The sequence below is a fragment of the Pedobacter chitinilyticus genome (assembly GCF_003313385.1).
Taxonomy (GTDB): domain Bacteria; phylum Bacteroidota; class Bacteroidia; order Sphingobacteriales; family Sphingobacteriaceae; genus Pedobacter; species Pedobacter chitinilyticus.
In genome coordinates this window covers 62,010-76,248 of sequence record NZ_QMHN01000007.1, presented here as the reverse complement: position 1 = coordinate 76,248, position 14,239 = coordinate 62,010, and the positions used below count along the sequence as shown (strand labels likewise).

The 14,239-nt window shown below is 37.9% G+C and carries 10 protein-coding genes; 5 read left to right on the top strand and 5 right to left on the bottom strand.

Annotated features, from left to right (window positions below; translation table 11 throughout):
* Positions 1-89 precede the first annotated feature (89 nt).
* Entirely contained in the window at positions 90-1,301 is a 1,212-nt protein-coding gene (locus tag DUT70_RS18660; protein WP_113648891.1) for a bifunctional 3,4-dihydroxy-2-butanone-4-phosphate synthase/GTP cyclohydrolase II, read from the top strand.
* A gap of 358 nt (positions 1,302-1,659) precedes the next feature.
* Here the strand turns inward: DUT70_RS18660 and DUT70_RS18655 are convergent, their stop codons facing one another.
* Complete coding sequence (locus tag DUT70_RS18655) at positions 1,660-6,057, bottom strand: translocation/assembly module TamB domain-containing protein (protein WP_240432193.1); 4,398 nt, start codon at positions 6,055-6,057, stop codon at positions 1,660-1,662.
* A 78-nt stretch (positions 6,058-6,135) separates the two neighbouring features.
* Between DUT70_RS18655 and tsaD the strand changes: the two genes are divergently transcribed.
* Genes tsaD through DUT70_RS18640 form a run of 3 tightly spaced genes read left to right on the top strand, consistent with a single transcriptional unit; the run spans position 6,136 to position 8,032 of the window.
* On the top strand, positions 6,136-7,137 hold the full coding sequence (tsaD, locus tag DUT70_RS18650; protein ID WP_113648889.1) for a tRNA (adenosine(37)-N6)-threonylcarbamoyltransferase complex transferase subunit TsaD: 1,002 nt from the start codon (positions 6,136-6,138) through the stop codon (positions 7,135-7,137).
* 11 nt (positions 7,138-7,148) lie between these two features.
* Positions 7,149-7,367 (top strand): hypothetical protein, encoded by a 219-nt coding sequence (locus tag DUT70_RS18645; protein ID WP_113648888.1) that lies wholly within the window; start codon positions 7,149-7,151, stop codon positions 7,365-7,367.
* A gap of 17 nt (positions 7,368-7,384) precedes the next feature.
* Positions 7,385-8,032, top strand: coding sequence for an START domain-containing protein (locus DUT70_RS18640; protein ID WP_113648887.1), 648 nt, complete (start codon positions 7,385-7,387; stop codon positions 8,030-8,032).
* Positions 8,033-8,198: 166 nt separating this feature from the next.
* Here DUT70_RS18640 and recA read toward each other — a convergent pair whose 3' ends face one another.
* Positions 8,199-9,212, bottom strand: a complete 1,014-nt coding sequence (gene recA, locus DUT70_RS18635; RefSeq protein ID WP_113648886.1) for a recombinase RecA — start codon at positions 9,210-9,212, stop codon at positions 8,199-8,201.
* A gap of 133 nt (positions 9,213-9,345) precedes the next feature.
* Positions 9,346-10,005 carry an endonuclease III gene (nth, locus tag DUT70_RS18630; RefSeq protein WP_113648885.1) on the bottom strand — a complete coding sequence of 220 codons (660 nt, stop codon included), beginning with the start codon at positions 10,003-10,005 and terminating at the stop codon, positions 9,346-9,348.
* A 664-nt stretch (positions 10,006-10,669) separates the two neighbouring features.
* On the opposite strand from nth, the gene mtgA reads away from it, so the two are divergent.
* Positions 10,670-11,395: a monofunctional biosynthetic peptidoglycan transglycosylase gene (gene mtgA, locus DUT70_RS18625; RefSeq protein ID WP_113648884.1), complete on the top strand. Its 726-nt coding sequence runs from the start codon at positions 10,670-10,672 to the stop codon at positions 11,393-11,395.
* A gap of 225 nt (positions 11,396-11,620) precedes the next feature.
* On the opposite strand, the gene DUT70_RS18620 is transcribed toward mtgA, so the two are convergent.
* Positions 11,621-12,271, bottom strand: coding sequence for a response regulator transcription factor (locus DUT70_RS18620; RefSeq protein WP_113648883.1), 651 nt, complete (start codon positions 12,269-12,271; stop codon positions 11,621-11,623).
* A 1-nt stretch (position 12,272) separates the two neighbouring features.
* A complete protein-coding gene (locus DUT70_RS18615; protein ID WP_113648882.1) occupies positions 12,273-14,147 on the bottom strand; it encodes a sensor histidine kinase in 1,875 nt (624 codons plus the stop codon).
* Positions 14,148-14,239: the final 92 nt, after the last annotated feature.

The following is a 14,239-nucleotide window of genomic DNA, read 5'->3' as shown; positions in this document are numbered from 1 at the left end:
ATTACCTACAATAATTGCTTTTAAAGGTTGTACCTTTGTACACAAATTAAAAGATGGGTTAAACCCCATTCATTTTGTTATTTGCCAAAATGGAGATTAAATTAAATACCATAGAAGAAGCACTGGCCGATATTAGGGCAGGCAAAATTATCATAGTAGTTGATGACGAAGATCGTGAGAACGAAGGTGACTTTGTAACTGCGGCCAGAAACGTGACCCCAGAAGTCATTAATTTCATGTCTAAATATGGACGTGGATTAATCTGTGCTCCGCTAATTGAGGAGCTTTGCGATAAGCTAGAACTCAACTTGATGGTACAAAACAATACTGTTTTGCATCAAACGCCATTCACCGTTTCGGTTGATTTGATTGGGCATGGATGTACCACAGGGATCTCGGCACACGATAGAGCGAAGACTGTGCAAGCATTGATTGATCCTAACACCAAACCTGAAGATTTAGGTAGACCAGGTCATATTTTCCCGCTAAGAGCTAGAAAAGAAGGTGTATTGCGTAGAACCGGACATACCGAAGCAACCATCGATATTGCTCGTTTAGCAGGTTTTGAGCCAGCTGGTGTATTGGTAGAAATCATGAACGAAGACGGGACCATGGCTCGTTTGCCAGATTTGATGATCACCGCAAAACAGCACGATTTGAAAATCATTTCTATTAAAGATTTGATCAGCTATCGTTTAGCTGCAGAAAGCTTGATTAAAGAAGAAGTGACCGTGAACTTGCCAACACAATGGGGCGATTTTAAAATGACTGCTTATACTCAATTAAGCAACGGTGCTACCCACATGGCCATTTCTAAAGGCGAGTGGAAGGAAGATGAGCCAGTGCTAACACGTATCCATAGTTCATGCGTAACAGGTGATATTTTTGGTTCTTGCCGTTGTGACTGCGGACCGCAATTGCACAAAGCCATGGAAATGATTGAGAAAGAAGGCAAAGGCTTAATTGTATATATGAACCAAGAGGGCAGAGGGATTGGTTTAGTGAACAAACTTCATGCATACAACCTTCAAGATGCGGGATTAGATACGGTAGAAGCCAATATACAATTAGGCTTTAAAGGCGACGAACGTGATTATGGCGTGGGTGCACAAATTCTAAGAGCACAAGGCATTACCAAAATGAAGTTGATGTCTAACAACCCAACCAAAAGAGCTGGTTTAATTGGCTATGGCTTGGAGATTGTAGAAAACATCCCAATTGAGATCGAAAGCAATAAGCATAACGAATCCTATTTGATCACCAAAAGAGACAAAATGGGACATCATATCCTAAAAGGATAGAAAAGATATAAGCTTAATGAAAGCCAGAGGTAAATGCTTCTGGCTTTTTTATTTTCGCAATATTCGATTAGCTAAAATAAAACATTAAGGAATTAAGAAAATTAAGATGTAAGACTATATAAAGAAAACTTAATGTTCCTTAACTTCTTAATGGTTCAAAAACTAGAATTTATTTAAAGATAAAATATTAAGGAATTAAGAAAATTAAGGCATAAGGCTATAAAAATAAAACTTAATGCCCCTTAATCCCTTAATGGTTCAAAAAACTAAGATGTTCTTAAATGTCTAAGGTGGTTCAAATATTAAGAGAGTGGTGAAAAAACTAAAATGCCCTTAAATATCCAAGGTGGTTCAAAACCTATTTCTTCTGCACCTTCTTATTCTCCCTTAAAATCGCCTCTTTATCCAAACGCTGTTTCTCTTTCTCCGCTTCCTTTTTCTTCTGCTCGCGACGATACTTGCCAGATATCTTTTGCAGCAATTCCGTGAAAGTATCAAACTGTTGGTTATAGATCAAACCAATCGACGTAATATTCTGATAAGGATTAATACCAGGGTTGGCAAAAATACTCTGTATAGTAGGCGGCTTGTTCGCTATTTTGCCTACCAAGCTACCATCTTTCTTAATCAAACCTAAAATCTCTACCTCACGACCCACTTCGTTTCTAAAACCAATGCTATTATCAATAGAGCTTTTGCTGATATCAGTAATACCCGCATTCACAATAATCCTATCATTAAAGAATTTGAAAGAAGCACTGGCCTCGTTAAACGAACGAATGTTAATGTCCACAAAATTGAGATTTAAGCTCGATAGCACATTATTCAGTTGGTTAAAGATTAAGTCGGTGGCTGTACCCGTTCCAACCGAGCCAAGTTGCTGACTAAGGTTTTCAGAACCTGTACCAGGAGCAAACCTACGTTGGATAATTAAGCTCAGTGATTGTGTATTGAGGTTGTTTCCATCGTTAAAATATGACTGCAACTCTTCTTTAATTGCTGGATTGGCAGGGAAAAAGATATCCAATTTAATATCAGGCTTCATGAGTAAGCCCGTCAATCCCATTTCTACCTCCGTTTGAGCCGTCTGTGTGGCATTACTACTGCCATCACGGTTCGCAGCACGATACAGATCCCCAAGGGCAGCCCTAACGGTATAAATCGCTTTTAGGTTAATTTGTGCATTTACAGGATTGCCTGTCCATCTAATACTTCCACCCTGTCTAATGTCAAATCGCTTGTTGATTACCTCTCTGGCCGTGAAGTCGAAAACGCCGCTCTCTATAATGTAATCACCCTTCATCTCAAAATCACCTACTTTGGTAATGTTCAGTTCCAAATCAGCATTTCCCGTACCGCTAAGTTTACCCAATATGGTATAAATATTTACTGTAGTGCTGGGATCAACCGATAACTTAAAGTTCATGCTTAATCCTTCAAAACCACTCAGCTTTTTAACAACATTAGTTGTGTCTTTCCCTACAAAAGTGATAAATTCTTTGTCGCTAATTGTTTCCGAACTATTTAGTGGTAGATTAAAGACTGTTCCTTTTTCTGTTTTCGCATCGATGTCGATCACCATGTCATTGGTTGGTCCTCTGAAAGAGAATTTTCCAGTACCATAAGCCTTACCAAAATAAATGGCATTATCCTTTGAGGTTGTATTTAAGGCCATCAAGCCATTCGCTTGCAACTCCACCTGGATATTAGGATTGTCGATGTTTTTAAGGTCAACCGTACCATTTGCCGTTCCAGTATGTCCTTCAAGATCTTTCAAAACCAGATTGGACAGTGCAATGGCACTATTTTCAACGCTCACCTGATCATCAATGATATAAGTAGTTTTTAGGTAGTTTACGGTAAGCTGCGCTTTGTCCAGTTCAATATCACCATTAATTAAAGGTTGCTCAAAAGGACCTTTCACCGTTAAATCAGCAGATACTTTACCTTTAAGATTAGATACGAGTTTATTGACAAAAGGAGTGAGGATGGCCAATTCGCTATCGTCGAGTTTTACTTTAAGATCGATCTGTTTCTGGGCAATATCCAGATTTCCAGTGATGTTGAAAGTCTCTCGATCAGCAGCAATAATTTTGGTGTAAACATTTACCAATTTACTCGTACTGTTAAATGATGAAGTGTCTGTTAAACTACCGATATAGGTATTGTTAAAGCTCAACGAATCAATATGCAAGCTATCCGTAATCTGTGGCGATTTTAACACGCTATGCACCTTGGTTTTTCCGTTAGCAATACCTGCGAAATTGATGCCCATACCCTTAACAAAAGGGTTAATGGTTTTAAGGTTGAAGTTCTGCAGCACTACAAAAAGCGCATCAGATGGATCTTCTGAAACCACGCCATCAATTCTTAAATCCTGTTTGCCATTACTTAAGGAGAAGTTCTGTATTTTGGTTTTTCCGCCGTTAAACCCTATTTGTACTTTCTCTTCTATGTTCCAATCCTCACGGTTAATTTTAAGATTGGATGGCAAGATGCTGATATCGGCAGTATCAGGGGAGAATTCAACCAAACCGTTAAGGTCAAGCTGATTGGCATCATCAGCATTCGAAAGTTTAACGTTCAGCGTAAGGCTGTCATTCCGTAGGATATTCGAAATATTGATGTTCTTAATATAAAGGCTATCATTAAGGTCAATCCTGTCAGAAGAAATAATGGCAGTAAGTTGCTGTGGCGAGGTATTTTGGTCAATGATGATATTACTGGCCACAATTCCCTTATATTTCAGCCGTCGGACAATGCCCCCAAAAGTAGCTTTGTTGTTCTTCGAATCGAAAGAGCCGACCAGGAGCGATTCTTGGTCAATTTCTAAACCTGGAGAAACAAGCTCTGCAATAGGTTCAAAATCTTTAATCTTTAACCTAAAATCGAAAACCTGTGTTTTATAATTAACAATTTGTGTTTTAAGAGAAGGGATATAGGTTTTCGCAATGGTTTTAAAGTAAGAAACAATGGTCGCCAAATCATACTGGCCTTTTATCCCTGCTTCTAATATATCAGAATAAATATTCAAGCTCCTATCCATACCAATTCCTCTGGCACTAAGGAACACCGAATCCACCTTATAAATTCCTCTTAGGTTATTGAGGGTGATTTCCTGTAAAAGTAGACGTCCCTGTAAGTTATCGAGGTTGGTGCCCGAAAAATTGGTGCTAAAAATTGCATCCACTTTCAACGAATCCTTATACAATTTTAATGTCTTTAACTTGGCATTTCTAATGTTTGCTTTAAAGTTAAAAACAGGCAATTTTGGATTAAGGTTTACCCCACCATCAAAATCTAATTGAACATTTTTATCATTGATTTTTAGACTGCCATCAAAGAATTTCTTTTGGAAAGTACCGTTAATTTTAATGTTTCTATATCGGTATCCTTTAAAATCAAGGTAACTAATCTGTCCCTTTAACTCCTCGTTTAACTCCTTTATTTCAGTACCACGGCCTTTGATGTAAAGCTCGGAAGTAATTCTGCCCAATAACTTTTCATCAATCAAATTGCCGATGTCAAAATCATAGGTTTTTACATTTCCAGTGTAAGAAGGAACGCCCTTCTTATCAATTTTCATGTTTACATCTGATTGTAGGCGGCCTAGTTTGGTTTTAAACTCGCCATAAGCAACAAAATCATTTTGGAAACCAGTAAAGTGACCATTAAAGTTAATGTTGCCGAATTTGTTGATGATTTCTGGAATAGCTTTTACACGTTTGCCCGTTAAATCGGTCAATATCTCATCTAAATCTTTTTTATTGGTGCCCGCCAGTTCAATCTTCATATCCAGGAAAGTTTCATCCCAGTTAGGAAGCCCTTGCAAGCTAAAATCTCCTTTAATATAGGTAGCTCTTCCTGCTTTTACAGAAAGTTTTTTAGCCCGTAGGTTGTTCACTAAGCCCGTAATCTGGCCATCCACTTCAACATCAAGCTTCATTTTTTTAAGAGCAGGCGCAAAAAAAGCGACATCACTCGAAGAAATATGGCTATTCTTGAAATTGGCTTTCATCCTTACCTTATTCTCATAGTCGTTAAAGTCCTTAAAACTTTTAAACTTCATCTGATAATAATCGGTGAGGCGGGTTTTGCTGGTCACCAGCATTAAATTTTTAAGCTCAATAGCATTGCTGTCAACCGTAGTAAAGGCACTTAAATTTTTAAGGTAAAAACCACTTTTTTCTTTCAGGGTTAGGTTTTTAATGTTGGCCTGAAGAATATGCTCTTTAGTATTCAATCCTTCAAAAATGCCGTTCATCTCCCTTACATCAATATCATCAAAGTTAACCCCTTCTTCTATTGCGTTACGTTTAAGGTTCTTGTACTTAAAATGTAAGTTGTTAATGATGATGCGGCTAAAAAGAATTTCGAATTTCTTTTTCTTCGAAGGCTTTTTAGGAGCAGGGCTATCAAAATAATCAATAATAAAATCAAGGTTGGAAGTGCCGTCCTTATGATCCTTTAAAAAGAAAGTACCGTTGTTAAGCTGTACTGTGTTAATGTCTAAGATTCTTTGTTTAAGTGAAAAGCGATCAATGTCCACCAATAGCTTGGGGAAATTCGCTAGCGTATCTTTTTGTAGGTCTAATACCAGTAAATCTTCCAGTACAACAGACTTGAAAGGCCTTATATAAAGTCCGCCTATACTTACCGTAGTTTTTAATTCTTTAGAAAGATAATCGGCTGCTTTTTTGGCTACAAAAGTTTGTACAGGCTTAAACTGTAGGGAAAAAAGAACGCCTGCAATCAAAATAATGATCGAAGCGATAATCCAAAGAAGTATTTTTAATAGTTTTTTAATAATTTTGCAGCTTAAAATATCTTATCAGTGCCTGTCATCCTAGCTATAGAATCATCCTGCGACGAAACTTCGGTTGCCATTTGTGATAACGGCAAAATTACTGCCAATGTTATTGCAAACCAAACAATTCATGAAAATTATGGAGGGGTAATTCCTGAGTTGGCCTCTAGGGTGCATCAACAGAATATTGTACCTGCCGTACAGCAAGCTTTGGCCATTGCCAAAATACAGAAGAAACAACTTGATGGTGTAGCTTTTACGCAAGGGCCAGGGCTGTTAGGGTCCTTATTAGTAGGCGTTTCGTTTGCTAAATCTTTTGCTTTGGCACTTGATCTTCCATTAATTTCGGTAAACCATATGCAGGCCCATATTTTGGCGCACTTTATAGATGAACCGATGCCAAAATTCCCGTTTCTGTGTTTAACTGTCTCGGGTGGTCACACACAAATTGTGCTGGTGAAAGATTATTTTGACATGGAAATAGTAGGGGAGACCTTAGATGACGCAGCAGGGGAAGCCTTTGATAAAACAGCTAAGATTTTAAATTTACCTTATCCAGGCGGGCCATTGATTGATAAGTATGCCAAGCAAGGTAATCCTAAGGCCTATCAATTCCCTGAGCCACAAATAAAGGATTTGAACTATAGTTTCAGCGGCTTTAAAACCGCTATTCTTTATTTTATTAGAGATAGCCAAAAGGTAAATCCTAATTTTGTAGAGGAAAACCTAGCCGATATTTGCGCATCTGTACAACACAGTATTGTCAATATTCTATTGAATAAACTCAAAAAGGCAGCTAAACAGTATCATTGTACTCAAATTGCCATTGCAGGTGGTGTTTCGGCAAACTCTGGTTTAAGAGATACCCTAATGAGCTTGCAAGATAGTTTAGGATGGGAAGTGTTTATTCCCAAATTTGAATATTGTACAGATAATGCCGCAATGATTGCCATTGCAGGTTATCATAAGTTTTTACAGAATGATTTTGTGGGTCAGGAAGTAGCACCGATGGCCAGAATGAATTTTTAATGATATAAATTATGCAGACAGGAAGTTTTATCTTTTTTGGATTATTGGCCATCCCCCTTATTATCTTTTTAATTTGGACCATTAAGCAAGACAAAAAGAAAAATTATTTGGGTTTGGCGTTGTTGTTAGTAGGAGCAATGATTGCTGCGTATACCATTGTGAGGTTAGATTCTTCTTTCGTAAAAGAAAAAGGCTTACAAGCAGCCCCTAAACCTTCGAGTTTTAAATAAACCAACAGGAAACGGAAATGTATAAAATATGGCTATTTCCTTTCTTGCTACTGTTTTTTCACTATTCGGTAAATGCTCAAGCCGATTGGACTTTAAAAAGAACGAACGACGGTATAAATATCTATACCAAAACAGTTTCTTCTTCTGGTTTAAAAGGCATAAAAGTTAAATGCAGTTTGCCAGCAAAGCTTTCGCAAATGGTGGCCTTAATTATGGATGTTGATGCGGGCGAAGATTGGGTTTACGGTACCAAATCAAGCACTTTGATTAAAAAAGTTTCTCCTTCAGAATTATATTACTACTCAGAAGTTGATATTCCTTGGCCATTAAGTAACAGAGACTTTATCGCTCACCTGATCGTGAGTCAAGACCCTCGAACAAAGGTGGTGACCATTAATGGCCCTACAGAAGCAAACTATTTACCTGTAAAGAAAAACATCGTGAGGGTAAATCATTCCAATGGCAAGTGGATTTTAACACCCACAAAAAATAATGCTATACAAATAGAATACACCTTAGAAGTAGATCCTGGTGGAACTATTCCCGTTTGGTTGGTGAATCTTTTTGCCACTAGCGGGCCAACAGAAACCTTCAAGAAAATGAAAGCTCAAATTCAAAAATCTCAGTATGTAAATGCTAATTTGAGTTTTATTGATAACGATTAGCTAAAGCTTTACAGCTTTTTGTAAAGCTTGTAGTATTGTCCATTGCTTCGTCATTGTGAGGAGGAACGACGAAGCAATCTCAAAAAAGAGCCATCCAATAAACTTACTTCAATAAAAAAGGCCATCAATTTAATGATGACCTTTTATTATACTTTTAAAATAGCGACTAACCGTTATCTTCCAACTGTTCTCCAGTTACCTCTTCTCTAATACGAGCTTCTATTTCGTCAGCCAATTCAGGGTTGTCCAACAACAACTGCTTAACTGCATCTCTACCTTGTCCTAATTTGGTATCACCATAAGAGAACCAAGAACCCGCTTTTTTCACAATGCCGAAATCTACACCAAGGTCAATAATTTCACCAGTTTTAGAAATACCTTCGCCAAACATGATATCAAATTCGGCCAAACGGAAAGGAGGAGCAACTTTATTTTTAACGATTTTTACTTTTACGCGGTTACCAGAAACCTCATCAGAATCTTTAATTTGAGAAGTTCTACGAATATCCAAACGTACAGAAGCATAAAATTTCAATGCATTACCACCGGTAGTCGTTTCAGGATTACCAAACATCACCCCAATTTTTTCACGTAACTGGTTAATGAAGATACAGCAGCAGCCAGTTTTTGAAATAGTTCCAGTCAATTTACGTAAGGCCTGGCTCATCAAACGAGCTTGTAAGCCCATTCTGCTGTCACCCATTTCACCTTCAATCTCGGCCTTAGGAACCAATGCTGCAACCGAGTCAATTACAATGACATCAATAGCGCCAGAGCGAATCAAGTTATCCGCAATTTCCAAAGCTTGCTCACCATTGTCTGGCTGCGAAATCAATAAGTTATCAGTATCTACCCCTAATTTTTTAGCATAAAACTTATCAAAGGCATGCTCCGCATCAATAATGGCGGCAATGCCACCTTTTTTCTGAGCTTCGGCAATAATATGGGTGGCTAAAGTTGTTTTACCAGATGATTCAGGACCATATATTTCAATAATACGACCTTTAGGAACACCTCCTACACCTAAAGCAATATCTAAACTGATAGAGCCCGTCGAAATCGCTTCCATGCTTTCTACCGCTTGGTCGCCAAGTTTCATGATCGAACCTTTACCGTATGATTTTTCAAGTTTATCTAAAGTAAGCTGTAATGCTTTTAATTTGTCTGTGTTTGGATTCATGTCTTTACAATTCAGGGAATAAATATAATACGTTTCGGCAAATACTTAAATTAAAGTTTAACTAATAATTTTAGCAAACATATCGAAATGTTTTAATTAAATGCAAATAAATTTATAAATATTTTTTTGTAGGTTAATTTTTGCTCACTTTTTTAGCTTTTTGTAGCTTCTCGTAATACTGGCAAAAATAAGTAAGTTCGCAAACATCACACTTGGGATTACGAGCTACACAAACATATCGGCCATGCAAAATTAGCCAATGGTGCGCCACGGCAATGGTATGTTCGGGCAAATTTTTAACTAAATCCTTCTCCACAGCCAAAGGCGTTTTCCCCTTCGTAAGTCCTAAACGGTTGGCCACCCTAAATACGTGGGTATCTACCGCCATCGCAGGAGCATCATAAACCACAGAAGCAATCACGTTAGCCGTTTTACGACCTACTCCAGGCATTTTTTGCAATTGGTTAACATCCGAAGGCACTTCATTGTTAAAATCGTTGATTAACATATTGGCCATGCCCACCAAATGTTTGGCCTTATTGTTAGGATAGCTTACACTTCTAATATAATCAAACACAATGTCAGGCGTAGTTTCGGCAAGTGCCTTAGCATTGGGGAAGCGTTGGAAAAGCGCAGGAGTTACCTGGTTGATCCGCTTATCCGTACACTGGGCCGATAGAATTACAGCCACCAATAATTGGTAGGGATTATTGTAATGTAGTTCAGTTTCGGCATGCGGCTGCTTGGTCGAAAAATGTTCCACAAAATGCTGGTAACGTTCTTTTTTTAGCATAAACAAAATTACGATTTAGGAATCAAGAATTACGATTACTCTTCGCGTTCTTTGCGTAACTCTTTGTCACTTTGCGTTAATCAATTTAAATCGCAAAGGTTTTTCAAGTATTAGCAAAGACCGCAAAGTAAAATATGTATGATGCCTTTAGAAAATGTTCGTACCGTATGCTATGGGCAACGATAGCCCCGTTTTACACTGTAGCCCTCGTACCTCGGGGCTGCCGTTCCAACCGGGTTTAATCAACAAAAATCAGTGCACAAAACTTCGTGTTCTTTGCGTAACTCTTTAGTTCTTTGCGTTAATCAATTTACATCGCAAAGGTTTTTTAAGTATTCGCGAAGACCACAAAGTGAAATATGTATGATGCCTTTAGAAAATGTTCGTACCGTATGCTATGGGCAACGATAGCCCCGTTTTACACTGTAGCCCTCGTACCTCGGGGCTGCCGTTCCAACCGGGTTTAATCAACAAAAATCAGTGCACAAAACTTCGTGTTCTTTGCCTAACTCTTTAGTTCTTTGCGTTAATCAATTTAAATCGCAAAGGTTTTTCAAATATTAGCAAAGAACGCAAAGTATCAATGCCCCATATAAACTCGTAACCCATAACTCGCAACCCATAACCCATTACTAATACCCATAAAAATCCTAACTTTACAGCGATGGCTCGTAAATCAACAAAACAAAAAGGAAAGAAGTCCCTATTTAAGCGCATGGCTATAGTAGCGGGCAAGGTGCTGCTATGGTTCTTCATCTTCTCCGTAATTTGGGTAATTGCTTACCGATTTATCAATCCGCCCATTACCTTTTTAATGGTGCAGCGCAATTGTGAGCGTAAAGCCGCTGAAAAGCCAGCCAAAATCAAAAATGAATGGGTAAAGTTTGAAGATATTTCAGACAACATGAAGCGTGCCGCGGTATCTGCCGAAGACCAACTTTTCTTAAAGCACATGGGTTTTGACATAAAGGCCATCGAAAAAGCCTATGAAAGTAATCTCAAAAAAGGCAAGAAAAAAATCAAAGGCGGAAGTACTATTTCACAGCAAACAGCCAAGAATGTGTTTTTATGGCCAGGCAGGTCTTACGTTAGAAAAGTTTTTGAGGCCTATTTTACTTTGTTGATAGAAGTACTGTGGAGCAAGGAAAGAATTTTAGAGGTGTATTTAAATGTGATTGAAATGGGCGATGGCATTTATGGGGCCGAAGCCGCTTCCCAAAAATACTACGGCCATTCCTGCAAAAAAATGAGCCGTTCCGAGGCAGCGTTGTTAGCCGCATGCTTTCCAAACCCATTACGTTGGAACCCCAATAAGGCTACCCGATACATTAAACACAGGCAATACCTCATCATGAGAAACATGCGCAGGTTAGGACCTTTGGATTTTTAATAACCTGAGTTCAATTATTATATAGCTTAATTTATGATTATTCAACTACTTTGATGCCTGGCTGACCCTGAAATAAATTTACTGCGTAGCTTTCCGCTTCGCTCCAGGTCAGCATCAGTTTTAAAGATTAATCACCATTGAGTTATGAATAGAACTTAGGTTAATAAGTTACTTAAATGCAGTTTCAGTTGTTATGCTGAACTTGTCGAAACATCTATACAACCGCTAAAACAACTTATTCTCCAAAGCAAACTGTAGTAATCCATTTTTTTTATCAACCTTAAGTTTATAGATCATATTTTTTCGGTGGGTGTCAACCGTGAACATGCTAATAAAAAGTTTCTTGGCTATTTCCTGTGAAGTATAATTTTGTGCGATCAGTTTTAAAATTTCCAACTCCCTATAAGTCAGTTTATGCTTCTTTAAAAAAATATCCGTCGCGTTAAAGTTGTTGCTCGTTTCTTGAACAGGTTTTGTTGAGGCAAAATAAGTCTTTCCATTGGCCACATCCCTAATTACTTTAAACAATAGGTCGGTACAAGTGTCTTTGGGTAAACAGCCGTGTACTCCAATCTCTTTTAATTTTTTGTCCATAGCCGCCGTATTGTACATCGATAAGACGAGTATCTTAATCGACTGATAACGCTCTATTACTTTTTTGGCAACCATTTCGCCATCCACAATAGGCATGTTAAGGTCTAAAATCAATACATCTGGCAGGTTATGGTTAATCAAATGCAGCACAGTTTTTCCATTTGCTGCTTTCGCAATCACTTCAAAATCAGATTGGGTGGCTAGTAAACTGCACAAACCCTCCATAAATAACAAATGGTCATCAGCCACTACAATTTTCAGTATGTTGGGTTGAGTAGTCATTCTAGCGAGGAATAAATATGCTGATACTGGTTCCCATTTCATTGCTTTCCAAACTAAATACCCCTTTTAAATGGTTTACCCTCAATTTAATGTTGGCAAGTCCAATACCGTCATTGCTTGTATTAGTATTAAAGCCAAGGCCATTATCTTCACACATCATCACAATCTGCTCCTCCGAAGAAATAATTTGTAAGGATGCTTTAGTGGCTACCGCATGCTTAATCACATTGTTGATGAGTTCTTTTGCAATGCGGTAAATGGTCAATTCAATGTCGGGTGAAATAGCTTGCTCAATGTCATGCACAAACTCAAAGGTAATATCACCTGTTTGGTTCAACTCTGCAAGCTGTTCAGTAAGCGTATTGATCAAACCATTTTTCTCCAAGTTTTTAGGCATTAAATTATGGGAAATTTCCCTCAAGTTCTCACAGGCGCTTTCTATCATATTAATGGTTTGCTGATAAAAAGCATGATTTTCGGCAGGCAGTTGCACAATGTTGGATTTGAAAGCCGTTACATTGAGTTTAATGGCAGATAAGGTTCCTCCCAAATCATCGTGTAAATCCTGAGCCAATCTCCTTCTCTCATTTTCCTGTGCTTCAAAAACATCATCAACTAAGGCAATTTCCAATTTTGTTTTCTGCTGCTGTAGTATTTTGGTCTCCTTCTTTAAAAAATTGTAGCGCTGCGTAAGGGCAAACGAAAGGAAGATGATTTCCACCGTTAAACCAACCACTAAACCTGTGGTATTAAATATATAAAAGCTAGTAATGCCCAAACTGTTAAATACGTAGTTTAAAATACCCAAAAGCAATATCAGCATGGTAATGAGGTAATACCAGGCCAATTTGTAGCCCTTAAGAATACGCTCTGTAGTGTTTAAAATTAAAATGATGACCGTTAAAAGAGCTAACAAATTTGAAGCGAAGAAATTGACTTTCTCCAGTACCATGTTACTGTTAACGAATAATAAATATAAAGGCAGTAGTGTGAGGGCATAACAAAAGTATTTGTAGCCATTAATCAAATGATAAAACCTGCTATTACTGCTGTTTTGGTTAATGAAAAGCAACATGATTTGTACCAGTAGTGCCGAACTGATGAAGGCAATAATGCTACGCAAATAATCTTGCAGGTAAGGTACATTGGGATAAATCCATTGAAAACCCAAGCCCTCATCTTCCAAATTAAAAAGAAGCACGCAAATCACATACAATGCATAGTAAATATGTATCACATCGCGTAGCGAGACGAATAGAAAAAGATTGAAAATAATGGCAAATAGATAAATGCCTACAAAAATGCCGAACATGGTATAAAAAGGAATTTCTCCATGAACCAAGTCTACATCTTTAGCCAACCCAAGCGGCATGGTCATGTTTTGGCCTCTTTTATCGGCCCATAAAAAATAAGAAGCTTTTTCGTGGGCCTTTAATTTAATAGGATATAAATAGTTATGATAATTTACAGGTCGGCTATGAAATTTGAAATGATCGCCAGTAAGTGCCATAGGCGTGATCTTGCCAGTACTATCTACCTTAAACAATTGCAACCTGTTAACACTATTGCTGCGCTCGTTAAAAAATAAGTTTACAGGTTCATTTAAGGTATTCTGCACATCAAAAACAATCCACCAATAACTTTGGCTAAAGCCCTTGTTAAAAGTTCGATAGGGAGTAAGTTCGGTAAGTTTCCCCTTCTCTTTTAGCTGTACCAAGCTATCTATCGTCGCTTTTAAACCCTTGTCTTCATAAAAATAGCCATGGTTCCTAATATCATAAGCACTTGAACTATCAATTAAAATAGGTCGGCCATTTTGGGCAAATCCCAAAAAAGTGAAGAGAACAAGGAAGCCCAAAAGTAGGGGTCTTTTCATAAGGGGGCGTCATTTGGTTTTGTAACCTAAAGATAACATTAAAATGGTTCTTAAAATATACCGAGTGCTAGGTATATGAAAGCGTTAGGAGA